At 39.9% G+C, this 23,040-nt stretch carries 24 protein-coding genes; 10 read left to right on the top strand and 14 right to left on the bottom strand.

Annotated features, from left to right (window positions below; genetic code table 11):
• The first annotated feature begins 41 nt into the window (after nt 1-41).
• The 3 genes from mnmA to E4S40_RS02920 are packed head-to-tail and all read left to right on the top strand — an operon-like array spanning nt 42 to nt 3,510.
• The gene (mnmA, locus tag E4S40_RS02930; protein WP_135071549.1) at nt 42-1,253 is read left to right on the top strand and encodes a tRNA 2-thiouridine(34) synthase MnmA; all 1,212 of its coding nucleotides are present in this window, start codon (nt 42-44) and stop codon (nt 1,251-1,253) included.
• A gap of 7 nt (nt 1,254-1,260) precedes the next feature.
• Nucleotides 1,261-1,977, top strand: coding sequence for a pseudouridine synthase (locus E4S40_RS02925; RefSeq protein WP_202615322.1), 717 nt, complete (start codon nt 1,261-1,263; stop codon nt 1,975-1,977).
• Nucleotides 1,978-2,034: 57 nt separating this feature from the next.
• Nucleotides 2,035-3,510, top strand: coding sequence for a M28 family peptidase (locus E4S40_RS02920; protein WP_135070607.1), 1,476 nt, complete (start codon nt 2,035-2,037; stop codon nt 3,508-3,510).
• Between the two features lie 65 nt (nt 3,511-3,575).
• Here the strand turns inward: E4S40_RS02920 and E4S40_RS02915 are convergent, their stop codons facing one another.
• From E4S40_RS02915 to E4S40_RS02900, 4 genes are all read right to left on the bottom strand, one after another.
• A complete protein-coding gene (locus E4S40_RS02915; RefSeq protein ID WP_135070604.1) occupies nt 3,576-4,859 on the bottom strand; it encodes a NupC/NupG family nucleoside CNT transporter in 1,284 nt (427 codons plus the stop codon).
• An 85-nt stretch (nt 4,860-4,944) separates the two neighbouring features.
• Entirely contained in the window at nt 4,945-5,541 is a 597-nt protein-coding gene (locus E4S40_RS02910; RefSeq protein WP_135070601.1) for a bifunctional nuclease family protein, read from the bottom strand.
• 5 nt (nt 5,542-5,546) lie between these two features.
• A complete protein-coding gene (locus E4S40_RS02905; RefSeq protein WP_135070598.1) occupies nt 5,547-6,515 on the bottom strand; it encodes an electron transfer flavoprotein subunit alpha/FixB family protein in 969 nt (322 codons plus the stop codon).
• A 35-nt stretch (nt 6,516-6,550) separates the two neighbouring features.
• Entirely contained in the window at nt 6,551-7,288 is a 738-nt protein-coding gene (locus E4S40_RS02900) for an electron transfer flavoprotein subunit beta/FixA family protein (RefSeq protein WP_135070595.1), read from the bottom strand.
• A 74-nt stretch (nt 7,289-7,362) separates the two neighbouring features.
• Between E4S40_RS02900 and E4S40_RS02895 the strand changes: the two genes are divergently transcribed.
• Nucleotides 7,363-7,698 carry a tetratricopeptide repeat protein gene (locus E4S40_RS02895; RefSeq protein WP_135070592.1) on the top strand — a complete coding sequence of 112 codons (336 nt, stop codon included), beginning with the start codon at nt 7,363-7,365 and terminating at the stop codon, nt 7,696-7,698.
• A 67-nt stretch (nt 7,699-7,765) separates the two neighbouring features.
• On the opposite strand, the gene E4S40_RS02890 is transcribed toward E4S40_RS02895, so the two are convergent.
• The 3 genes from E4S40_RS02890 to E4S40_RS02880 form a co-directional block, all read right to left on the bottom strand.
• Nucleotides 7,766-8,764: a zinc-binding dehydrogenase gene (locus tag E4S40_RS02890; protein ID WP_135070589.1), complete on the bottom strand. Its 999-nt coding sequence runs from the start codon at nt 8,762-8,764 to the stop codon at nt 7,766-7,768.
• Between the two features lie 2 nt (nt 8,765-8,766).
• Nucleotides 8,767-10,344 carry a replicative DNA helicase gene (dnaB, locus tag E4S40_RS02885; RefSeq protein ID WP_135070586.1) on the bottom strand — a complete coding sequence of 526 codons (1,578 nt, stop codon included), beginning with the start codon at nt 10,342-10,344 and terminating at the stop codon, nt 8,767-8,769.
• Between the two features lie 66 nt (nt 10,345-10,410).
• Nucleotides 10,411-11,112: a lycopene cyclase domain-containing protein gene (locus tag E4S40_RS02880; protein WP_135070583.1), complete on the bottom strand. Its 702-nt coding sequence runs from the start codon at nt 11,110-11,112 to the stop codon at nt 10,411-10,413.
• Nucleotides 11,113-11,211: 99 nt separating this feature from the next.
• Between E4S40_RS02880 and E4S40_RS02875 the strand changes: the two genes are divergently transcribed.
• Complete coding sequence (locus E4S40_RS02875; RefSeq protein WP_135070580.1) at nt 11,212-12,567, top strand: UDP-N-acetylmuramate--L-alanine ligase; 1,356 nt, start codon at nt 11,212-11,214, stop codon at nt 12,565-12,567.
• A 1-nt stretch (nt 12,568) separates the two neighbouring features.
• Nucleotides 12,569-13,375 carry a 3'-5' exonuclease gene (locus tag E4S40_RS02870; protein ID WP_135070577.1) on the top strand — a complete coding sequence of 269 codons (807 nt, stop codon included), beginning with the start codon at nt 12,569-12,571 and terminating at the stop codon, nt 13,373-13,375.
• Nucleotides 13,376-13,433: 58 nt separating this feature from the next.
• Here E4S40_RS02870 and E4S40_RS02865 read toward each other — a convergent pair whose 3' ends face one another.
• Nucleotides 13,434-14,240, bottom strand: a complete 807-nt coding sequence (locus E4S40_RS02865; RefSeq protein WP_135070574.1) for a M48 family metallopeptidase — start codon at nt 14,238-14,240, stop codon at nt 13,434-13,436.
• Between the two features lie 92 nt (nt 14,241-14,332).
• On the opposite strand from E4S40_RS02865, the gene E4S40_RS02860 reads away from it, so the two are divergent.
• Nucleotides 14,333-14,839 carry a DUF4442 domain-containing protein gene (locus tag E4S40_RS02860; RefSeq protein WP_135070571.1) on the top strand — a complete coding sequence of 169 codons (507 nt, stop codon included), beginning with the start codon at nt 14,333-14,335 and terminating at the stop codon, nt 14,837-14,839.
• On the opposite strand, the gene E4S40_RS02855 is transcribed toward E4S40_RS02860, so the two are convergent.
• Both E4S40_RS02855 and E4S40_RS02850 read right to left on the bottom strand, forming a co-directional pair.
• Nucleotides 14,836-15,573, bottom strand: a complete 738-nt coding sequence (locus tag E4S40_RS02855; protein ID WP_135070568.1) for a hypothetical protein — start codon at nt 15,571-15,573, stop codon at nt 14,836-14,838. The two genes, E4S40_RS02860 and E4S40_RS02855, sit on opposite strands and share 4 nt — an antisense overlap.
• Nucleotides 15,574-15,628: 55 nt before the next feature.
• Entirely contained in the window at nt 15,629-16,294 is a 666-nt protein-coding gene (locus E4S40_RS02850) for a DUF6503 family protein (RefSeq protein WP_135070566.1), read from the bottom strand.
• 30 nt (nt 16,295-16,324) lie between these two features.
• Here E4S40_RS02850 and E4S40_RS02845 point away from each other — a divergent pair, with 30 nt between their 5' ends.
• On the top strand, nt 16,325-17,203 hold the full coding sequence (locus E4S40_RS02845; protein ID WP_135070563.1) for a glutamate--tRNA ligase family protein: 879 nt from the start codon (nt 16,325-16,327) through the stop codon (nt 17,201-17,203).
• Between the two features lie 47 nt (nt 17,204-17,250).
• Here E4S40_RS02845 and E4S40_RS02840 read toward each other — a convergent pair whose 3' ends face one another.
• From E4S40_RS02840 to E4S40_RS02825, 4 genes are all read right to left on the bottom strand, one after another.
• A complete protein-coding gene (locus tag E4S40_RS02840; protein ID WP_135070560.1) occupies nt 17,251-18,732 on the bottom strand; it encodes a S10 family peptidase in 1,482 nt (493 codons plus the stop codon).
• Nucleotides 18,733-18,802: 70 nt separating this feature from the next.
• Nucleotides 18,803-19,510: a potassium channel family protein gene (locus tag E4S40_RS02835; protein ID WP_237563112.1), complete on the bottom strand. Its 708-nt coding sequence runs from the start codon at nt 19,508-19,510 to the stop codon at nt 18,803-18,805.
• Nucleotides 19,507-20,304, bottom strand: a complete 798-nt coding sequence (locus tag E4S40_RS02830) for a PhzF family phenazine biosynthesis protein (RefSeq protein WP_135070557.1) — start codon at nt 20,302-20,304, stop codon at nt 19,507-19,509. Before E4S40_RS02830 ends, E4S40_RS02835 begins: the two co-directional genes overlap by 4 nt.
• Before the next feature lies 1 nt (nt 20,305).
• Complete coding sequence (locus E4S40_RS02825; RefSeq protein WP_135070554.1) at nt 20,306-20,821, bottom strand: DinB family protein; 516 nt, start codon at nt 20,819-20,821, stop codon at nt 20,306-20,308.
• 66 nt (nt 20,822-20,887) lie between these two features.
• Between E4S40_RS02825 and E4S40_RS02820 the strand changes: the two genes are divergently transcribed.
• Nucleotides 20,888-22,231 (top strand): M28 family peptidase, encoded by a 1,344-nt coding sequence (locus E4S40_RS02820; RefSeq protein WP_135070551.1) that lies wholly within the window; start codon nt 20,888-20,890, stop codon nt 22,229-22,231.
• 95 nt (nt 22,232-22,326) lie between these two features.
• A complete protein-coding gene (locus E4S40_RS02815; protein ID WP_135070548.1) occupies nt 22,327-22,884 on the top strand; it encodes a ferritin in 558 nt (185 codons plus the stop codon).
• The last annotated feature ends 156 nt before the right edge of the window (nt 22,885-23,040 follow it).

Genomic DNA, 23,040 nt, shown 5'->3' with positions numbered 1-23,040 from the left:
CTCGTCCACCTATGGACCTTGAATCCATAACGTGAAATATGATGAATAAAAAACCAAGAGTAGTTGTCGGCCTATCAGGAGGTGTCGACAGTTCAGTAGCAGCAGCCCTTCTTATTGAGCAAGGATATGAGGTCATCGGCATGTTTATGAAAAACTGGCACGATGAATCAGTCACGATTTCCAATGAATGCCCTTGGATGGAGGATTCAACTGACGCCATGCTTGTGGCTGAAAAATTGGGAATACCCTTCCAGGCTATAGATCTCAGCGAAGAATATCGGGAACGAATTGTAGATTATATGTTTGCCGAATATGAAGCGGGACGCACCCCTAATCCGGATATTCTTTGTAATAGGGAAATAAAATTTGATATTTTTCTCAAAGCTGCTCAAAAACTAAAAGCAGATTTTGTGGCAACGGGTCATTATTGCCAAAAAGGAGAAATATTGGTGGATGGAAAGCCTGCTTACCAACTTAAAGCGGGGGCGGATTCAAACAAGGATCAAAGTTATTTCCTTTGCCAATTGACCCAAGAACAGTTATCCAAAGCACTTTTCCCTATTGGACACCTTCAAAAATCAGAAGTACGGCAAATCGCTAAAAATCTTGATCTGATAACAGCTGAGAAAAAAGATTCACAGGGTTTATGTTTTATTGGAAAAGTTCGTCTTCCTGAATTTTTACAGCAACAGCTCAAATCCAAAAAAGGACAAATCATTCAAATTCCCGAAAATCTGCCTGAATTTGTTAGATATCAAGTTCCTGCGGGAATGGAATACTCTGAGCTGGAGCAGGAAACATTGGATAATTTGGCATTGCCAATTCGATACAATAAGGGTCAAGGAAAAGTTGTTGGGGAGCATAATGGTGCCCATTATTTTACCATTGGTCAGCGAAAAGGGCTTCAAGTTGGAGGCACGGGTAAACCTCTTTTTGTAATTGCCACGGATACTGTCGAAAATGTAATCTATACTGGACTAGGAGAAGATCATCCCGGCTTGCTCCGACATGCTTTATTTGTAAAAAATGATCAGGTTCATTGGATTCGTGAAGATTTGCGACTTCTCCCAGGACAAAGTGCCGAATACAGCGCTCGAATTCGTTACCGCCAACCTCTTTCAAAAGCAACTTTAATCCAAAAAGAAAATGGATTATATGTTCTTTTTGATCAGCCTCAGCGTGGGATTGCTTCCGGTCAATTTGTAGCTTGGTATAACGGAGAGGAGTGCATAGGGTCAGGAACCATTTTTTAACTTCTTCTTGAGCATTTCTGTGATTGAAATTTTAAAAGAAACCGAAGATTGGATTGCCATTAATAAGGCAGCTGGTCTATTGGTTCATCGTACCAAATTAGCCGCTGAGGAAAAAGAGAATTTTGCCCTTCAACTTCTCCGAGATCAAATTGGACAAGCAGTTTATCCTGTTCATAGATTGGACAGACCTACTTCAGGTGTTTTGCTTTTTACCAAGAAAAAAGAACTTCTTCCTTTATTCAAAGCTGAGTTTTCTGAAAGAAGAGTTGAAAAAACTTATCTAGCTCTCGTCCGAGGAGTTCCCTCATCAAAAGAAGGATGCTTTGATCGAGCTTTGACTAATGAACGAAGCGGAAAGCTTCAAGAGGCAAGAACAGATTATAAATTGGTTGATTCCGTTGAAATTCCTTTTAATACCACTGGGCGTTACCCTACAAGTCGATATTCACTTTTATCTATTCAGCCATTTACAGGCAGAACCCACCAAATTAGAAGACATTTAGCCCAAGCACGGCATTACATCATTGGAGATAAAAAGCACGGAGACAACAAACAGAACAAATTTTTCGAGAAGCAATTTGATCTCCAAAACCTACTACTCCATGCATTTGAATTACGATTTCAAGATCCGATAACTCAGGAAAATATGGGTATTCATGCTGAAATTCCTGTACACTTTCGGACGATTTTAAAAGAATTGGGATTTCCGAATCAAGAAGTTTAAAAAAGGCTAGTAGCCTTTGTGGCTTTTATTTTATTTTCAGACAAATAAATTAAGACAATGAAAAATATTTGCTTAACCCTAGGGCTTGTTTTGGTCCTTTCTGCTCCTTCTTGGGCCCAAAAGAAGGATATTGAAAAAAAATTTAAAGAAAAAGAAGCCATCGGTCACTTCTCTTATTTGGCCTCAGATGAATTGATGGGAAGGGATCCTGTCAGGCCTGAGATTGCAATGGCATACAATTACATTGCTGATCAATTAAAAAAATATGGCACTCAACCTGTACCTGGGGCTGATGGTTATTTCCAAAACATTCCTTTTCGGCTATCAACCCCACCAAAAGAAGGAAATCTAACTTTAGGAGATTCCAAATTCTCTCAAGGTCAGGAAATGCTAGTCTTAAATGGCGATGCCTTGACCGGGGAGTTTGACGTTGTCGATTTAGGATTTGGAAATCCTGAAGATTTTGCTGGAAAGGACTTAAAAGGAAAAGTAGTAATAACCAATGTAGGAGCTCCGGACCGAATGAGTCCAGCCCAATTGTTTTCTGCAGGTCGAGAAAAAGTCGCTCGAGCTCAAGAGGCTGGAGCCATAGCCATCATTGAGAAATTCAACATTCCTTCAGTTCCTTGGCAATTGATTTCCAATTTCCTGAACCGCCCTACCCTAGGATTGGATCAAGGCGAAAGCTCAAATTTGCCATACCTATGGGTAAAGGATTTGGAAAATTCCCTAGCTAAAAAAATCAGCGATGGAGCAGTCAAAACAGCTCAATTGAACATTAATGGCAAAGAAAACCGGGCAATCGAAGGTAAGAATGTCATTGGTTGGATTGAAGGAACGGATGAAAATCTAAAGAACGAATATATTCTCCTCTCAGCTCATTATGACCACGTAGGAGTCGGAACTCCGGATGCTACTGGCGATTCTATTTACAATGGAGCCAGAGATAATGCGGTAGGAACAGTGGCTGTTTTGAATGCTGCTAAATACTTTGCTAAAAATCCACCCAAGAGATCGGTGATTTTTGCGCTTTGGACAGCTGAAGAAAAAGGACTTCTTGGATCTGCATATTTTGCAGAAAACCCCTTGGTTCCTTTAGATAAGATTGTATTCAACTTGAATATCGATAATGGAGGCTATAATGACACAGAAGTCATCACCGTTATCGGATTGGGAAGAACTTCCAGCGATCCTTTAATCAGTGAGGCTGTTAGTGAATTTGGACTGGAGGCCATTGCAGACCCTGCTCCTGAGCAAGGTCTATACGATCGTTCTGACAATGTTAATTTTGCCAGAAAAGGAATCCCTTCTCCAACCTTCTCATTAGGCTTCCGGGCTTTCGATGACGAAATCAATAAATACTATCATAAGCCTGGTGACCAAGTGGATAATTTTGACTTGGATTATGCTGTCAAATACTGGAAATCTTACATTCTCGCGGCCGAATTAATCGCCAATGATTCCAATAAACCGCTATGGAATGCTGGTGATAAATATGAAGGCGTTTCGAAAGAATTATATGGATTGAATTAACCAAATTCATCTAAACAACAAAGGTCGGCTTGAAGCCGACCTTTTTTTATTTCATCTTTTTCTAGTTAGAAAAGCATTCCAGCGATTGTGGCTGTCATCAAACAAGCCAAAGACGCTGCGAATAAAGATATTAAACCAAGTTTACTTAGCGTTCCCTGCTTATTCGGAGCGATAATTCCGATACCTCCCAATTGAATTGCAATAGAGCTAAAATTAGAAAAGCCACACAAGGCATAGGTTGCAATGACAATTGATTTATCAGAAAGTGTACCAGCAGCTTTCATCTCAGAAAGGCTTAAATAAGCCACAAATTCATTGATTACAGTCTTTTGTCCTAGCAAACTTCCAACTTGCAAGGTATCAGTCCATTCTACCCCGATCACCCAAGCAAAAACCCGGAAAATCTGACCAAAAATATACTCCAAAGAAAATCCCGAAAACTGTCCACCTGTAGAATCAAGCACAAAGCCGTTGATTCCAGTGACTCCTCCTACTATATCCTCCAAAAAGTAATTCACTGCACCGATTACGGCAATGAAAGCAAGAAGCATGGCTCCCACGTTCAAGGCAAGCTTTAATCCTTCTGAAGCCCCAATGGACATGGCATCGATAAGATTCACCCCCATACTTTCCTTGTTCACTTCCAGTTTTTCCTGAACCCTTTCTTTTTCCACTTCAGGAATAAAAATTTTAGAAAGAACGATGGCCGCTGGCGCATTCATTATACTTGCGCCCAATAAATAGGCCGCAAACTTACTTTGCTCTTCCAAACTATCGCCACCCAAAAAAGCAACATAACCAGCCAAAACTCCGCCGGCAATGGTAGCCATACCACCTGTCATCAGACACATCAATTCGGATTTGGTCATGTTAGGGATAAAAGGCCGCACCAGTAAAGGGGCCTCTGTTTGCCCCAAAAAGATATTACCAGCTGCAGAAAGGCTTTCCGGACCTGATAAACGCATGGTTCGAGCCATAATCCAAGCAATCCCAAAGACCACTTTCTGAAGAATACCCAAGTAATACAATCCAGCAGAAACAGTAGAAAAGAAAATAATGGTAGGTAAAACCTTAAAAGCGAAAATAAATCCAAAGCTGTCTCCAGCTAAATCACCAAAAATAAAGCGTGCACCTTCTTCACTAAAGCTCAAAAACTTTACAAATGCACTTGATAGAGCAGAAAAGCCGCTTGCAACAAGAGGAACTTTAGTAATCAACAAACCGAAAACCAACTGTAAACCAATTCCTATGAATACCAGTCTCCAGTCGACCTTTTTTCTATTAGCTGAAAAAATATAGGCAATAACTACAATGACAAATAGTCCAAATGCACCTCTTATATAATCCATAAATATTTGTATGATTCAATCGGGCTTAAAAATAGAGAAGCGAACCACAAGAAAAAAGCCTGATTACTCAGGCTTTCATTAAAATTTAATTTCGCTTATTAATTTCATCCCGAATTCTAGCCGCTTTTTCATAATCCTCATTATTGATTGCCTTTTCAAGCATCTGATTCAGCTTGTCTAAGCTATAATCTTTTAGAGATGGTTCCTTTTTAGCGGAGAAACTCGGTTTGGCGGAAGGCTTCGAAGACTGAGGTTCGGTACTTTCTACATCGAAGTGCTCTACACCGCCTTCAGACATGACTTTTTCACTGCAGAAAATCGGGCAACCAAATCGAATTGCAATTGCAATGGCATCGGAAGGTCTTGCATCAATATCTACCTCCGTTAATTCGCTTTTACAAACAATTTTGGCATAGTAAACACCCTCTTTCATGTCAGTGATCACAATCCGATCGATTTCAAAATTGAATCCATGCGCAAAAGATTTAAACAAATCATGCGTCATGGGACGATTAGGAACAATCTTTTCAATTTCCAAAGCAATGGCTTGTGCCTCAAACATGCCGATGACGATGGGCAACCTTCTAATCCCACCAACTTCCCCTAAAACCAGTGTGAATGATCCTGACTGGGAGTGGTTTGACGAAAGACCTAAAATTTCCAGTTCGATTTCCTTTTCCACAAAAATTAAAGTTCAGCTTTTAATGCTTCATTCAACTTAGGGACTACTTCAAATGCATCTCCAACAATTCCATAATCGGCAGCCTTAAAGAAAGGAGCCTCTGGATCTTTATTAACCACCACAATGCATTTTGAAGAGTTAACCCCTGCAAGATGCTGAATAGCACCTGAAATTCCTATTGCGATATATAAACTTGGAGCAACTTTCACTCCGGTTTGTCCTACGTGTTCGTGATGAGGTCTCCAACCAATATCTGAAACAGGCTTAGAACAGCCCGTTGCAGCTCCCAAAGTTTTGGCTAAATCTTCGATCATTCCCCAATTCTCAGGACCCTTCAATCCTCGACCTCCTGAAACCACTATATCTGCCTCTGGAAGCAAAACTTCTCCAGTAGCACGCTCAGTTGACGTAATTTTGGATGCAAAATCAGCGTCTGACAAAGAAACATCGAAAGTTTCAACTGTAGCATCACCACCATCAGTTTTAAGATCTACCGCATTTTTCTTGATAGCAAGAATCTTATTTTCGGTGGTAACTTCTGTTTCTGCAAATGCTTTTCCTGTGAAAATGCTTCGCTTCACTTTATATCCTGCACTTGTATCAGGCAATTCTACCACATTGGATACCAAAGCAGCATTGATTTTTATCGCCAATCGAGCAGCCACAGCATCACCTAAAGAGGATTTTGCCAACACAACTGTCTTTGCTCCTACTTTTTCGAATGCTTGAGCAACAGCACTTGCATGAGCTTGAATTACTCCAGCGGTCAGACGATCGTCAGAACCATGTAACACCTTTGATGCACCCGCTTTTCCAACAGATGCAAGTTCATCTTGACCAATTGTTCCTAGGGCGAGAGCCACTACTTCTCCTTCTCCAGTCTTTGCAGCAAGTGCATTAGCAAAGGAAACAGCTTCCAAGCTAGTCTTCTTTACTTTTCCTTCTGCATGCTCTATATATACTAAAATTGACATAAATATCTGAATTTAAAATAGTTAAATAATTTGAATTAAAGAACCTTTGCTTCGTTTTTTAACAACTTCACCAATTCTTCTACATGGTCCTTATCTACTAATTTCACTGCACCTTTTGCCGGAGGAAGTTGGTATTGAGTAGCTACGGCCTGAGTTTCATCAGTCACTGGCTCCACTACATTCAAAGGCTTTGTTCTTGCAGACATAATACCGCGCATGTTAGGAATTTTCCATTCAGCGATGGGCTCCTGACAGCCTGCAATCAAAGGAAGACTAGCTTCTAGCATTTCTTTTCCACCTTCAATTTCTCTTGCCATCTTCACAGTAGTACCTTCTACATCCAATTTCATAACTGGTGAAAAAGAAGGCATTCCCAAAAGCTCACCAACCATACCGTGCACCATACCACCATTGAAATCAATGGATTCTCTTCCCATCAAAATCAAATCATAGCCGCCTTCTTTTGCATAGTGAGCAATTTGCTTAGCCACAAAAAAAGAATCTTTTGGTTCTGAATTAACCCGAATCGCTTCATCAGCACCTATAGCCAAAGCTTTCCTTAAGGTAGGATCACTTTCAGCTAGACCCACATTCAAAACCGTCAGTTTACCACCCGTTTGATCCCTTAACTCCACAGCCCGAGCTAATGCATAGTCATCGTATGGGCCGATTATAAACTGAACTCCTGCAGAATCAAACTTCGTGTTATTATCAGTAAATTGAATCTTAGAAGTCGTATCAGGAACGTGGGTGATACAAACAAGAATATTCATTGGTTTAGGATTAGATTATTTTAGATTTATTTCGCGTGAAATTAATAGTAAGACCTTAATTAAAAAAACAATTCATGAGCAATTTGGACCGTTTAAAGCTTTTAGAACAATTTGCCACCGATGAGCCAAAAGACCCCTTCAACTGGTATGCACTAGCCTTAGAAACCCAGAAAAAGCAACCTGAAAAAGCTTTGGAATATTTTCAAAAACTTCTAACAGAATTCCCGGATTATTTGCCAACCTACTACCCTGCTGCCCATTTTTTGGCGAGTTTAGATAAATTGGAAGAAGCTAAATACACCTTCGAAAAAGGCATCAGCTTAGCAAAAGATCAATCTGAATTAAAAACGCTTCGAGAACTTCAAAATGCCTTCCAAAATTTCTTATTTGAAAATGATCTAGACCTTTGACAAATCCTAATATCCAACGGATTCAATTCTAGATTGTTAGGTATTTTTTAAGGGATCAGAGATTAAATTAGGGAACCAGAACAATTTTTCCCATTTGACTTCCGGCTTTCATTCGGTCAAACGCTTGTTCAGCTTCCTCAAATCTAAAAACCTGATCGATTATTGGATGAACTTGCTTTTCATTGACAAAATCAAGCATTGCCTGAAAGTCTTCATCAGAGCCCATGGTACTTCCGATAATCTTCAGCTGATTCCAAAAAATCCTACGAGCCTCCAACTTACCTGGGTTACCCATAGTGGCACCATATATGACTATTCTCCCCCCAGGTCGGCTTACTTTTATAAGATCATTCAACCCATCACCTGCTGCTCCATCAATGATTAAATCAAATCCACCACAAACCGATAAAGCCTCTTCTGTCCAATTTCTTTCTTTATAATTAAATCCCGCTTTTGCGCCTAACTCTATAGCCTTCTTAATTTTTTGCTCCCTGCTACTGCTCACATAAACTTCCGCACCATAATGAATAGCAAATTGAGCTGCGAATTGAGCCACACCTCCTCCAAAACCTGTGATAAGAACCTTATCCGATTTTTGAACATTCCCCTGATAAACCAAAGCACGAAATGCGGTCAAGCCGGCTAAGGGTAAGGCCGCTGCGGCTTCCCAATTGAGATGCTTAGGTTTGGGATGGATTCTATCGGATGAAACAAGGATGGAATTCGCTAAGGTACCATGAGTTGGCATTCCAATAATTTGAAAATCCTTGGATTGGGCTCTTTGATCATTTCCCCAAAAAAGAGCCGGATTGATAATCACTTCATCACCTACTTTCCATTGAGTCACTTCACTTCCAAGCGCAGAAATCACTCCTGCCCCATCCGATCCAAGAATTATTCCATCTGAAATATTAGGATAAAGCCCTTGTCGGCACCATTCATCCCGGTGATTTAAAGCGGCAGCTTTGATGCTTACCCGTACTTGATTGGGTTGAATTGGACTTTCTTCTACCTCTCTAAATTCAATTTTAGAGGGAAGGCTTCGATCTAATACAATTCCTTTCATGATTAGAATGGTGGCTTTTCTCCCGGCGTACCTAAAAAGTCTTCATGATCATCATTCGCCTTACTTGTAAACTTCACAGTATTTGATTGATCAAAACTTGATGCTCCAGAAGATTGAGATGTAAACTTATTTCCATAGAGTGGCTCCACTGCCTGATTCGGTGGGAAATTCCCGAAAGTATCCAAATCAGTAAACTTGGTGTATTTACCAATAAATCGAAGTTTAACGGTATCCAATGAACCATTTCTATGCTTCGCAATGATTACCTCACCTACACCTTGTGTACTTGCATCATTTTCATCCTGCAGAATTCCATAATATTCTGGGCGATACAAGAACATAACCATGTCAGCATCCTGTTCGATGGCTCCAGATTCCCGAAGGTCAGAAAGTTGAGGGCGCTTATCACCTCCCCGGGTTTCTACCGCACGGGATAACTGAGAAAGTGCAATAACCGGAATTTCCAGTTCTTTGGCGATTTTCTTCAAAGCACGGGAGATGCTGGCGATTTCCTGTTCACGGTTTCCTCCGCCACCACCTTTACTATCTCCAGACATCAACTGCAGATAATCGATTACAATCATCTGAATGTCATGCTGGGCTTTCAGTTTTCTAGCTTTAGCTCTGAGCTCCAAGATCGAAAGAGCAGGAGTATCATCTACAAACAATGGTGCTTTGGAAAGTTTGGCTGTCTTATGAACCAACTGTGCCCATTCATGCTCCTGAAGACTTCCTTTTTTAATTTTTTCGGAATCGAGTTCCGCTTCAGAGGAAATTAATCGGTTGACTAACTGAACGGAAGACATTTCCAGAGAAAAAATCGCTACAGGACGACTATGATCAACTGCAGCATTTCGAAGTACGGAAAGCACGAATGCCGTCTTACCCATCGCAGGTCGTGCCGCAATAATTACCAAATCAGACTTTTGCCAACCCGAAGTAACTCGATCTAAAGCTGTAAAACCGGAAGGAACACCTGTCAAACCATCCTTTTGGTCCTTTTTGGATTCCATCTCAGCGATAGCTTCTCGCATGATGGAGCGCATGTCTGAGTAATTCTTTCGAATATTCTTCTCAGAAATCTCAAAAAGAGACTGCTCCATTTCGTCCAAAAGCTCAAAAACATCTGTGGTCTCCTCATACGCATTCTTCTGTATGTCAGAAGATATCCGTATCAATTCCCGTTTGATGGCTTGTTCTGTGATAATTCGAGCATGGTATTCAATATTGGCTGCAGAAGATACCTTTGAAGTCAATTCAGTGATATAGAATGCTCCTCCAGCAACCTCTAATGTTCCATTTTTTCGAAGTTGGGAAGTGACAGTCAGCAGGTCAATGGGTTGGGAATCTTGGAACAAATCTAAGATGGCCTGAAATATTACCTGATGCGAATCCTTGTAAAAGCTTTCAACTTTCAGAATATCAATTACTTGGGTCAGCGCATCTTTTTCAAGCATCAATGCACCTAATACGGCCTCTTCTAACTCAACTGCTTGTGGGGGTATTTTCCCTAAGGTATTTGGATTCTCGTGTATTGGCTTTTTACGGCTATTTCTTTGGTTGGCGGGTCTTTCACTCATAGGAACAAATGTACCTTCTTTCGTCTAGTAGTTTTAAACAAGTTATCCCAAACTTGTCCACAAAAATTAGGCCTGTGATAGTTTTGGAGACTTATAATAAACCCCATTTCTATATCCCCTAAACATGCTGCAAAGCATTGCCCAGGTAAAATGCCAAAGCATTTCGGAAAGGGGGATATTTGCTATTCTAAAGCCTAAAATAGGTTTTTCCAACATTCCGTATTGATCCCAGAAATGCGGGAAAAGAAGATTGAAATTGATGTAGTAAATCAGGAAAGATATTGCCAAGGTCGCAAAGGCTGATTTGATGGAAATGTGAATCAAGTCCGGACGCTGAAACCAAATGTAAACGGACAGGAAAAAGAAAGTCAGGAATGTAACATAACCTGAATGGATTCCCAGCAAAACACTAAAGACAGTAAGACTCGCACAACCGATCAGAAACAGGAAAAAGAAATCCCTGTTCTTAGCGGGAGTTTGCCGATCGTAATCTATTTCCAATTTGGTGAATGCAGAATGGATATAACCTCCTACTCCAAACAAGGCGAATCCGATGATGTAATCCTCAATTCCAGCTACTGCTTCTCCAAACAAAGTTGGCGGCCTCCAATAATCCCGAAAATACCAGACCTCGGCAATCACTCCCATGATTCCACCCACAGCGCCAACTTTGACCATTCCTCTTTTCCAAGGGCTTTTCCAATAAACTATACCCCATGCCACCATATAAAGCAAGGAAAGCATCAAATAGGCATATCGGTCTTCCATAAATAAAGGACTTCTAAAAAACGTTGAAAATAATCCTTATGCAGTTACCATAAGCTTTGGCAAAGATTTAATTTTATGTCGAAAACTAAAACACCCTTTATGAAAAGCTTCCACTTTATTGCGATCGGTGGTGCTATCATGCACAATTTGGCGCTGGCACTTGTCAAAAAAGGCTATCGGGTTACAGGTTCGGATGATGAAATCTATGAACCATCACGAAGCAGACTGGAAAAAGCAGGAATACTTCCTGAAAAATATGGATGGTTTCCTGAAAAAATCCATTCTGGCTTGGACGGAATCATTTTAGGGATGCATGCTCGGATTGATAATCCCGAACTCCAAAAAGCCAAAGAACTCGGTATTCCGATTTATTCTTTCCCAGAGTTCATCTACAATCAAAGCAAAGACAAAAAACGAGTGGTGATCGCCGGTTCGCATGGGAAAACCTCTATCACTTCCATGATTTTACATGTACTCAAGGATCAAAGAATTGACTTTGATTACCTCGTGGGTGCTCAAATTGAGGGTTTTGATTTAATGGTGGGGCTTTCCGATGCACCGATCATTGTCATTGAGGGAGATGAATATCTCACCTCACCGTTGGATAGAAGACCAAAGTTTATTCATTACCATCACGACATTGCGTTGGTTTCTGGCATCGCTTGGGATCATTTAAATGTGTTTCCTGATTTTGAAGTCTACAAAAGCCTCTTCAAAGATCTAATGGAAATGACTCCTGCTAATGGTTCCTTGATTTATTGTGAAGAAGATGCCTTAGTCAAGGAAATGGCAGAAAAAGTATCAATTTCCGGGAAGAAAATTCCCTATCATAAATTACCAGCAAGGATCACTAATGGGCAAACTTTCCTAAAAACAGAGAAAGGAGAAAATCCCATACAACTATTTGGGGATCACAATCTTCAGAACTTAAGCGGAGCTTTAAAAGTTTGTGTTCAGCTAGGTTTGACCGAAAGTCAATTCTATCAATCAATTCAATCCTTCAAAGGTGCAGCAAAGCGATTGGAAAAATTAGCATCCAAAAATGATGCAAACCTATACCGTGATTTTGCCCACGCTCCATCTAAATTACAGGCCACTACGGAAGCTGTAAAAAAGCAATTTCCAGAAAGAAAATTGATCGCTGTGCAAGAATTACACACCTATTCTTCGCTGAATAAAGATTTTCTGCCTAATTATGCAAATACCATGAATGCTGCCGATGAGGCCATTATTTACATGAACCCTCATGCTGCGGCATTGAAAAAATTGGAGTTGATGGACGAAGAAACTCTCAGAAAGGGGTTTAATCAATCAGATTTAAAGCTGTTTACAGACAGTAAAAAGCTACATCAATATTTAATGGAAAAAGATTATTCAAATTGCAACCTCCTGTTGATGAGTTCTGGAAACTATGACAACATGGATCTCCAAACCATTCAGGAAAAATTCAAATAAAATGACCTTAGAGCTAAAAAACCCAATTGTATTTTTTGACCTAGAAGCTACCGGAACGAACATCGGAACAGATCGAATTGTCGAAATTTCCCTTGTAAAACTTTTCCCAGATGGATCACGGAAAGTTTACACGCAAATGGTCCATCCCACCATTCCCATCCCTCTGGAATCTTCGCTTATCCATGGAATTTATGATAAGGATGTGAAGGATAAGCCCTATTTCAAAGACATCGCCAAGGATGTTCACCAATTCATCGGGAGCTCTGATTTGGCTGGATTCAATGTCCTGAAATACGACATTCCCCTACTCGTCGAGGAATTTCTTCGAAGCGGGATTGACTTTGATTTAGATAAGCGAAATCTCTTGGACGCACAGAAGATTTTTCATTTGATGGAAAAGAGAAATCTCTCTGCTGCTTATAAATTTTACTGCGGCAAAAAATTAGAAAATGCCCATAGCGCAGAAGCAGATACTTTGGCCACAGTGGAAGTTTTTGAGGCGCAGGTCAAGCGCTATGAAGGTGAAGAAGTTGAAGATCTTCAAGGGAATAAATTGGGGATTTTTGAAAATGACATGAAAAAACTTCATGACTTGGTTAATGAGAAAATGGTGGATTTAGCAGGCCGGTTTGTCTTCAATTCTGCAGGAATCGAAGTTTTCAATTTTGGAAAGCATAAAGGAAAAACCATCGAACAGGTATTGAAGGAAGAGCCCGGATACTATGATTGGATGATGCGGGGAGACTTTCCTTTGGACACCAAGCGAAAGCTTACCCAAATCAAGCTTCGAGGGTTCGCCAACAGATAAAATTTAAATTAGAAGAATAAAAAAAACCGAATCATTGATCTGATTCGGTTTTTGTTTTTTAATTATTCACTGTTTGACTTGCCTGATAATACTCCACCGCTTTAGGCATATTTTCATTCAGACGTTCAATTCGTCTGTCTGGTCCCGGGTGAGTAGAAAGAAATTCAGGTGGAGCTTCTCCGCCTCCTTGTGACATACGCTCCCAAAACTCTGGCGCTACTCGCGGGTCATAGCCCGCCAGGGCCATAAAAATCAATCCTAATTCATCAGCTTCCAATTCATGCTGCCTTGAAAAAGCCAGCATTCCAATTTCACTTCCTATTCCAACAGATTGATAAAAAATTTGCTGTGTAAGTGTAGGATTTTGACCAATAGCAGTAGAAATCACTGACATACCAAATTGTTGTACCAAAGCCTTAGACATACGCTCTCTTGAATGCGATGCAACCGCGTGAGCAACCTCATGTCCCATTACCACAGCTATTCCATTTTCATCTTGACAAATGGGCATGATTCCAGTGTAAAAAGCCACTTTCCCTCCTGGCATACACCAAGCATTTACCTGATCTGATTCGATCAGGTTAAACTCCCAATCAAAACTCTCTACCAAATCTGAATACCCAGATTCGATAAGATATGATTCAACCACTTGCGCAATTCGCTGTCCAACCTGCACAACTTTTTGCCCATCCAAAGTATTGGTCAAAATCCTGGATTCCTTTTTAACCTTTTCATATTGCTCATTTACAAGAGGCTGAATTTCCTCACTGGGAACCATCGCCAATTGCTTTCTGCCTGTCAGGGGAACAGTCGCACAGGCATAGCATACTAAACCGATTACTAGAAGTGATAAAACCTTTTTCATTCGCTTAATAATTTTGATACAAGCATTTCAAGAAAGGTACCAAGATTAAGGTTGGCTTTCAAATTTTATTAAATTCAGAAAAATTTTAGCGTATGAATATCACCAAGAATGAAATTCAACTTAATGCACAAGCATTGGATTATCAGCGAAAAATGTCAAATCCTTTTATTTTTTGGTTTGCGATGCTGACAAAACTCCCTTCTGCTGTTTTTTGGAGATTAAGAGTCAAGCAATTGAATGCCGAAAAATGTCAAGTGACGATTCCTTATTTCTGGAGATCCCAAAATCCTTTTCGGTCAATCTATTTTGCAGCCTTAGCAGGAGCAGCTGAGTTGAGCACAGGAGCTTTGTGCCAATTAGCACTAGCAGGAAAAGGAAAATTCAGCATGCTTGTCGTGGATTTTCGAGCAGAATATCACAAAAAAGCTGACCAAAAAATCACTTTTACTTGCGAACAGGGAAGTGAATTATTTTCTCTGATTGATTCTCTAGAAGTTAATGATACCGCTCAATTGACCATGATTTCTACGGGAATGAATCAAAAAGGCGAAATGGTGGCTCGATTCTATGTCACTTGGTCTTTCAAGAGAAAAGCCTAATTCAAGAACTGAGTTTCAATTTCAATGAAATCCTCCAGGCTTTTTTGAACCTTTGCTTCAGGCCAGTCCAAAAACTCATGAGAAAGATGGAATTGATTAAAGCGTATGACCAATTGATCCCATTGTTCTATAGACAAGTTGTATTTTTGAATCAAATCTTCACGAATTGAATCAGATTCAATCACTTGATAATATCCTGCTCTTCGTGCATGCCATTGCTTTTTCTTTTCATATTCCCTGGCCAATCGAGCTTTTTTGGTGAAATAAGAAATCACACCACTCACCGCAACTCCTCCTGTCCCATCATCATTTGAAAGCGTTCCCGCAATCACTTCTCCCTTTCGGGAAGGAGCTTCTTTTTCATTCTCATCCTTCAAAACTAATCTTCCATCTTTCAATCGATAGGAATAAGCATTTCCTTGAACCTCGACCTCGGGAAGAAATCTTGCCTCATCCTGAAGCTCGATCATCAAGAATCGATCAGCACCCAAAACAACCTTTTGACTAATAAATCCTGGAAAAGAAATTAATAAGGTATCTCCAAGGAAAGAGTTGATTGAAAAATAGCCTCGGATATTCGTTTCAACCTGAACCCGATTTTGTAACGAAGAAACCGTAACACCCTCCAAAAATCCCTTGTCCTGACTATCCAGAACATTTCCTGAATAAATAGCTTGTCCAAAGGAAGGAAGCGAAAAAGCTAGAAATACCAGAAAAAGAAGATATCGGCCCACTTTTCAAAAATACCTTCCCGATTTCCTACCCGAAAATATTTGGGGTTAAAAGAACTTAATCAGTAAAATAGGCCCCAATCAATTGATCTGTCCCTAAAAACTCATCCACTTCAGTTCTATACCAAGTTCTATTTTGGGGAATCTTCATCCCACCTATTTCCATCAAACCATCTAAATAGATTATCTCACCTTTTTGGGCTTCTAGGTCCTGATAAAACTTATAGGCCTTTAATTCATAGGACGTAGGATGCAAATAAAAATACCAGGTGTCCTTTTCGTATGGCACCTCCACCACCCAATATTCTTCTCCATTTAAAACTTCTTTTTGAGGTTCAGATTTAAAATTTGTTCCCGGGTCAAGAAGTTTCATGGGCAATCCCCACAAATAGGTGTAATAATTTCTAAGCATCAACGCCCTATCTTTTTCTATCTCACCGAGCAAAACTGTAACTGAATCATTCCATACTGTAAAATGAAGGTCATTTTTCAGGTATTCCATTTTTGACTGGCTATTATCAAAGGTTACTCTGTACTGTCTGGATTCTCTTCCAGGCGGCAAACTGTCTTGGATTTCAAGTGTCCCTTTAAAATTTTTCCAATGACCTTGAGGGTCATGAAAAGCGATCGAGTGTTGAATTAAATCCAAGCCAGCAGAAGAAGTTGTTTCAGATCCCTGACAGCCGAAAAAAGCCAAGAAATAAAGGAAGAATAAATAGCGCATTTTTATTTTCAATGTAAGTAATTTCGACCTATGGAATACAAATTAACTCGGATAGCTCCAACGCCCAGTGGATTCCTTCATCTAGGAAATGCCTATTCTTTTTTAGTTACAAAAGCCTTGGCAGAAAAAACGGGAGCTAAAATTCTACTCCGTATCGATGATTTGGACCGGGAACGCTTCCGCATAGAATACCTGGTTGATATTTTCGAAACCTTAGAATTTTTGGAAATTCCTTATGATATGGGGCCTAAAAATCCTGAAGATTTTTTGGTCAATTGGACTCAACTTAACCGTTTGGATTTATACCGAGAAGCATTGGATAAGCTTTGGGAAAAGAAAATGCTTTTTGCTTGTACCTGTTCTCGGAAAAAAATAACTCAGATGGATTCATCAGGCTATTACTTAGGGCACTGCCTAGACAGAAATATTCCAAAAACAAGAAAAGAAGCCGCTTGGAGAATCAATACACTTCAGGAAGATTTGATCAGCATTTCAGATTTCTCGGGAGTTAAAAAGGAAGAGATCCTTCCACAGGATGTTGCTTTTTTTATAGTTCGAAAGAAAGATGAAATGCCTGCTTATCAATTAACCTCTTTGATTGACGATATGCATTTTGGAGTTGATTTGATTGTGAGAGGCAAGGATTTGTACAGTTCAAGTATAGCTCAACTATTTTTAGCCAATTCTATTGATTATCAATTATTTGAAAATACTTCATTTTTTCATCATCCTTTACTAAAAGGCCCAAAAGGGAAAAAACTTTCCAAGTCAGAAGGAGCAACTTCCATCCAGTATTTAAGGAAAAGCGGAAAGAATCTATTGGATGTTTTTCGCCTTATTGGTGAATTATTGGGAAGCACCGAGACAATCGAAAATTTCGAGGATTTTAAAAAAGTGATCCAATTATAGTCTAGAGAAGAAAAAAGCCCGAGTTTGAATCCCGGGCTTAAATAACTTTATTCATACTTGGCTGGAATACCTTCTCCAACCATCGAATTTTGAATAAACTGACGGATATCTTCATTCGCAGTTTCCAAATCTTCAGTTCGCAAATACATCATATGTCCTGATCGATAGCCTTTAAAAGTCATTCGATCTGCCAATTTCCCATTTGGATCAATATGCCACATGCTGTATTTCGCATTGAAGAAATCTGTACCACCATCAAAGTATCCTGACTGAACCATCAAATGCAAATATGGATTCTGACGCATAGCTTGACCTAAATCATAGCCAGTAGTTTCATTGGATCGATCCCAAGGATGAACTGGTCCAAAAAGGTTGTAAGTTAAGTCAGTTTCAAAACCCAATACATTTTTTGCATAATGATTGAATGCTGGTGCGAAAGCATGGTTCCAGCTGGTCAAAGCAGGGTCAAAATCATATCGCTCGCCAGCTTCTGCACGATCAAATCCTTTATAACGGCTATCTAAGCGCCCAACCGTCATTCCTTCATCCCTTAATAGCTCTTTCCAGAATAGGCTGGTTCCAACCATTAAATTATTCTGAAGAAAAACCTCCTTATCCAAACCAGAATAACGAGCCATTTTTGCAGCCATCGCATCTTTTTCAGAAGCAGAAAGGCTTCCCCCTTTAACCATCGCAGGCAAGGCTTCCTCCACGGCAAACTTCTCAACTTCAGGAATGATTTCATCCAAATCTTTGCTTTGAAGATCAGCTGGAAGTTGGCCATGATACCAAGCTGTAGCTGCATAATACGGGAAGTAGTTTGCCATTTTAACCGGACCACCTCTTTCAATCCCCATATCAGTTGGAGAAACCAAAATCACTCCATTAAAATACATCCAATGGGAGTTTTGGAGTCTTGAAACTAGACCAGCTACCCGGGTAGTACCATAGCTTTCTCCGATTAGATATTTTGGAGAAGCCCAACGGTTTTGACGAGTAACGAATGTATTTACCCAATCAGCCAAATAAGCAATGTCGGAATTGATACCAAAGAACTTAGAGCGAGGTGTTTCTTCATTGATGATTCTGGAATAGCCAGTATTGACAGGATCAACATAAACGATATCTGCAACATCCAAAATAGAATACGGGTTGCTTTTTGTCCCATACGGCTGAACAGGATATCCTTCATCATCGATTTTCAAAAGAACAGGGCCTGTATAGGCTAAATGCATCCAAATAGAAGCCGAACCTGGACCTCCATTAAAAGAAATAACCAACGGTCTTTTGGATTTGTCACTTATGTCTGTCCGCTCGTAATAAGTATAAAATAGCGAGGCAATTGGATCACCATTTTCATCCCAAACGGGCTGTGTACCAGCTATAGAACGATAAGGGACCCGTTTACCTTTAATCGTTACTTCAGCTGTTTTCTCGATTTTCGTCTCGACAGGAAGTTTTCTTGTTTCCTGTGCCCAACCTATTTGATAGAGGAAAGCCAGGAAAAGAATCAGCGTAGTTTTTCTCATAGTGAATTCGATTTTTTTGGGAAAATAATCTAAGAATAAGTCAATTTCAGTTGAATTTACACCAGTGGAATTAGCGTCGGGACTCTCCTACCAATTTGGCAATAACCACAGCAGGATATAGAATTCCAATGGTCGATAAAAACACAGAGAGCATTTTAGACAAAATGTTGATTGGATATAAATCACCGAAACCGACCGTGGTAAGAGAAACCATACTGAAATAAATATACTCCGCAAAGTCTTCGTCAAGCCCCACTAACTCCCGGTCAATTCCTTGAATGCTGTTCCCAATAGTCAAGTGGATAATTTCAAAAACAAAGGCACCTAAAATCGCTACACTTAAATAGACATTAATTGCCCCAACAACCCTGTAAAAGTTGATTTCTCGATCACGAAATAAAAGTCGGAAGTTGAGTAAAATGAATACCATCATATTCATGATACCCACGATCCGCTCCAACAGGTAAAATTCAATCGGAATATCACTGAATCGTAAAATTCGCAAACCTAGCTGGGTAAAGAATAATCCGCTAGTAACGAAAACAAATATTTGATTTTTGGATGACCAAATTCCAGTGAAAAAAAGGAAAAGGAAAACCGCATTTACAAACAGCATATGGACATGCCCATATTCTATCAAAATGGGAAGCACAAAAACAGTAAAAAGCAAAATCAAAAGCAGCAAGCCAAAACTGGCATCAGTCAACCAATAGTTGGTAAAGTGCCTAAAATACCGCGACATGGAAATCGGACGTTTTTTTACTACTTCTTCACTCATAATTCCAATTTCATTTCTGCTTGATATACTACAACGGCTTCACCTTGAAGGAGCACACGATCATCATGCTTTTCCAACCATAACTCTCCTCCTCTTCGACTCGCCTGAAAGGCATGTAATTTCATTTTTCCAAGTTCCTGATACCAAAAATCCATCAAAGCACAATGCGCAAACCCTGTCACTGGATCTTCTGGAACTCCGACATTTGGTCCGAAAAATCTGGAAACAATATCAAATTTTTCACCGGCAGCAGTAATTATAAAGCCTTCTTCACTGTGCTTGGCTATTTCCATAAAATCAGGGATTAAGCTTCGAACGGCGTCTTCATTTTCTAATTGAAAAATCCAGTTTTTATTCAACCTAGCTGCCTTTACGATCTTTTTACCAAATAAATAATCGGAATAAACCGGATGTTGATCCTCATAGGTAGGAATAAGGGGAAAGTTCATTTCCAACTTTGATTCGGCTGCCCGAACAATCAATTCTCCACTTCGCGTATGAAAATGAATAGAATCTGATGGAGTAGCCCAACCTTTGCGTAACATCCAGCGACCTGAAGCCAAGGTAGCATGACCACATAAGTCAATCTCTAGGGTTGGAGTAAACCACCTTAAATTATAATGACCAATCTGATTTGTTCGCTGTACAAATGCAGTCTCACTTAGATTCATCTCCATCGCAATTTGCTGCATCAATTCCGAAGAGATTTCTTTATCTAGTAAGCAAACAGCTGCTGGGTTCCCAGAAAAAGGTTTTGAAGTAAATGCATCTACTACTCCGAGTGTCAATTCCATTTTAATATCGATTTTTAAGAATATTCAAGTGATGGATAAAATGACCTGGAATGATCCAAAACAAGGCTCTTGGTGTAATAGGGCTTCCGTTGGCCTCCCCTACAAAATCCAGCATATCTTCTGACAGCGTTCGTATCAGGGTAATTAAAGCTTTTCTTTGAGCAACAAAATCCTCAAAAAGCAACTTTTCCGAAACTTGGCCAAACCGGGCATGAAGGACATAGGGATCTTGATCAAATCCAGGTAAGGAGGACCGCTCCCCTCTTGCAAAGCAAAGACCACGAAAAGTCATAATCCGTTCTGTGTCTATCACATGACCCAAAACTTCTTTGGGTGTCCATTTCCCGATTTCATATGGTGTATTGAACCATTCTTCGGATTTTGTAGAAAATAATTCCTCCAAATCAGCAATTTGATCCTGAATAAGCTGACAATAATCTGACCCACCCAATAAGCTCAGATAATGATCATAATAAGCGGGGTAATCGCCTTTCTTAGGCAAATTGAAGTTATCCATGTAAAAAGAGCTAAACTTTATGTCTCAGTAGATAAATTTAGGGTTTAGTATAAAACCAACCTTACAATGAGAAAAATTTTATTCACCCTTTTTATTTTCAGTACACTTCAAGTTGGTGCCCAAACACTTGTAAATCGCGATCCATTTATTAACCAAATGGTTCAAGAGGTTTCAGCGGACACCCTAGAGGCTTATGTAAGAAAACTTGCCTCTTTCAATTCAAGACATACCCTTAATCGAGACGCAGAAAATGGAATGCTTGCGGCTCAAGCTTGGGTATTAGGCAAATTTGAGTCATTTGCAGCTCAGTCTGGAGGACGAATGACTGCTATCATTGATGAATTCACCATTCCGGCTGATGGAAGACGTATTCAGGAAGATTCTCCTGCCGCCAATGTCATGGCTACATTGAAAGGAACTGATCCAAATGATGACCGAGTTTTTATAGTTTCCGGGCACATGGATTCTCGCAATAAAGACGTCATGGATGCTAATAATCCAGCTCCGGGTGCCAATGACGATGGAAGTGGAACTGCCTTGGTTATTGAATTAGCCCGAGTAATGGCTTCACGAGAATTTCCGGCAACCATCATATTTGTGGCATTTACAGGGGAAGAGCAAGGTCTTAAAGGTGCTACCTATTTATCCGATAAAATCAAGGAGGAAGGAAAAAACCTGATAGCAGTTCTTAATAATGACATCGTTGGGAATAGCGAATCCTCAGGTACTTTGATCAAGGACAATCTAAAAATGAGGATTTTCTCAGAAACAATTCCAGTAGCTGAAACCGAGCGAATGGCAGCAATCCGAAGATATAGTGGTTCTGACAATGATAGTCCTTCCCGACAATTAGCTCGATACATCAAAGAGACTGGGGAGCGCTACGTAGATCAAATGGAGGTAAAATTGATTTACAGACCTGATCGATTCTTGAGAGGCGGTGACCAAACTGCTTTCGCTAGAAATGGATTCACGGCAGTTCGAATGTCAGAAATGAATGAAAACTTCTACTATCAGCATGAAAATGTTCGTGTAGAAGATGGGATTCAATACGGTGATTTACCTGAATTCATGGATTTTGAATACCTGCGAAAAATTTCCGCAGTCAACCTCTCTTCATTGGCCAACCTAGCCCTTTCTGCGGGAATGCCGGAGGAAGTACGAATCGACGTGAGAGGACTTAGCAATTTCTCCAAACTAGTTTGGCAAGCACCTAAAACCGGAAAAGTCAAAGGCTATTATGTATTGATGCGGGAGACAAGTTCACCGATGTGGGAAAAGAAATTTTTCACTACTGACACAGAGATTTCCCTTCCCTACTCCAAAGACAATTACTTCTTTGCAGTGCAGTCTGTATCTGAGTTAGGAGGAGAAAGCTTGGCCGTTTTCCCATCTCCATTAACTAGATAGACTTAATTAAATCAATTCTAAATTTAGTAGATAAAGGAGCTCCATGAAACTTGTTTCCTTAGAATTGGTTTATTTGGTGTATAAATAAGATAGTTATGAAAGAAAGAGAAATAGTCACATTGCAACGATCATTGTTGACAGATACAGAACAGTTGTTGAACAAGCAAATCGAAATGGAGGGTAAAAGTTCGGCTTATTACCTTTCTATGGCGTCTTGGTGTCACAAGATGGGCTATGAGAATGCAGCCAATTACCTATATACCCATGCCGATGAGGAGCGTATGCACATGATGAAGTTGTTTCATTATGTAAATGAGGCTGGAGGTCACGCAATACAGCCGGAAATCACAGGAATTCGTCATAATTTCAATTCTCTTAGAGAGGTTTTTGAATTGATTTTGGAGCATGAGATACAGGTAACCAAATCCATCAATCATATTGTAGACCATGCCTTTACTGTGAAAGATTTCGCAACCTTCAGCTTTATGCAATGGTATGTAACCGAACAGCGAGAAGAGGAAACCATGTCTAGAAGAGCCCTGGAATTGTTCGACATAATCGGAGAAGAAGGCATTGGACTTTGGACGATAGACCAGGAACTTGGCAAACTAAATGCTGCAGCACATGCTGATTCTGGAGGACAAGGGGAATAAAGATTTATGCATTAAAAGTGAAAAGACTGGCCTTATTTAGCCAGTCTTTTTTCTTTTATGTTGTTAGTATTGTTATTACAAAACACTAAATCAATTCTCTTTGAAGGCAAAATTTGCAAATAATAATTATTTAATCTTTTAGTCTTTTCCTTTTTA

It is taken from the genome of Algoriphagus kandeliae (assembly GCF_004571135.1).
Taxonomy (GTDB): Bacteria; Bacteroidota; Bacteroidia; order Cytophagales; family Cyclobacteriaceae; genus Algoriphagus; species Algoriphagus kandeliae.
The sequence above is the reverse complement of the archived record's forward strand: the minus strand, read 5'-3'. Positions and strand labels throughout refer to the sequence as shown.

Bases quoted from the DNA above. Each gene is read 5' to 3' on its own strand.
- E4S40_RS02905 (WP_135070598.1), bottom strand. From the start codon at position 6,515: ATGTCAATTTTAGTATATATAGAGCATGCAGAAGGAAAAGTAAAGAAG.
- E4S40_RS02870 (WP_135070577.1), top strand. From the start codon at position 12,569: ATGACCTTAGAGCTAAAAAACCCAATTGTATTTTTTGACCTAGAAGCT.
- E4S40_RS02845 (WP_135070563.1), top strand. From the start codon at position 16,325: ATGGAATACAAATTAACTCGGATAGCTCCAACGCCCAGTGGATTCCTT.
- dnaB (WP_135070586.1), bottom strand. From the start codon at position 10,344: ATGAGTGAAAGACCCGCCAACCAAAGAAATAGCCGTAAAAAGCCAATA.
- E4S40_RS02840 (WP_135070560.1), bottom strand. From the start codon at position 18,732: ATGAGAAAAACTACGCTGATTCTTTTCCTGGCTTTCCTCTATCAAATA.
- E4S40_RS02900 (WP_135070595.1), bottom strand. From the start codon at position 7,288: ATGAATATTCTTGTTTGTATCACCCACGTTCCTGATACGACTTCTAAG.
- E4S40_RS02865 (WP_135070574.1), bottom strand. From the start codon at position 14,240: ATGAAAAAGGTTTTATCACTTCTAGTAATCGGTTTAGTATGCTATGCC.
- E4S40_RS02875 (WP_135070580.1), top strand. From the start codon at position 11,212: ATGAAAAGCTTCCACTTTATTGCGATCGGTGGTGCTATCATGCACAAT.
- E4S40_RS02915 (WP_135070604.1), bottom strand. From the start codon at position 4,859: ATGGATTATATAAGAGGTGCATTTGGACTATTTGTCATTGTAGTTATT.
- E4S40_RS02825 (WP_135070554.1), bottom strand. From the start codon at position 20,821: ATGGATAACTTCAATTTGCCTAAGAAAGGCGATTACCCCGCTTATTAT.
- mnmA (WP_135071549.1), top strand. From the start codon at position 42: ATGAATAAAAAACCAAGAGTAGTTGTCGGCCTATCAGGAGGTGTCGAC.
- E4S40_RS02815 (WP_135070548.1), top strand. From the start codon at position 22,327: ATGAAAGAAAGAGAAATAGTCACATTGCAACGATCATTGTTGACAGAT.
- E4S40_RS02820 (WP_135070551.1), top strand. From the start codon at position 20,888: ATGAGAAAAATTTTATTCACCCTTTTTATTTTCAGTACACTTCAAGTT.
- E4S40_RS02835 (WP_237563112.1), bottom strand. From the start codon at position 19,510: ATGAGTGAAGAAGTAGTAAAAAAACGTCCGATTTCCATGTCGCGGTAT.
- E4S40_RS02880 (WP_135070583.1), bottom strand. From the start codon at position 11,112: ATGGAAGACCGATATGCCTATTTGATGCTTTCCTTGCTTTATATGGTG.
- E4S40_RS02860 (WP_135070571.1), top strand. From the start codon at position 14,333: ATGAATATCACCAAGAATGAAATTCAACTTAATGCACAAGCATTGGAT.
- E4S40_RS02890 (WP_135070589.1), bottom strand. From the start codon at position 8,764: ATGAAAGGAATTGTATTAGATCGAAGCCTTCCCTCTAAAATTGAATTT.
- E4S40_RS02895 (WP_135070592.1), top strand. From the start codon at position 7,363: ATGAGCAATTTGGACCGTTTAAAGCTTTTAGAACAATTTGCCACCGAT.
- E4S40_RS02850 (WP_135070566.1), bottom strand. From the start codon at position 16,294: ATGCGCTATTTATTCTTCCTTTATTTCTTGGCTTTTTTCGGCTGTCAG.
- E4S40_RS02830 (WP_135070557.1), bottom strand. From the start codon at position 20,304: ATGGAATTGACACTCGGAGTAGTAGATGCATTTACTTCAAAACCTTTT.
- E4S40_RS02920 (WP_135070607.1), top strand. From the start codon at position 2,035: ATGAAAAATATTTGCTTAACCCTAGGGCTTGTTTTGGTCCTTTCTGCT.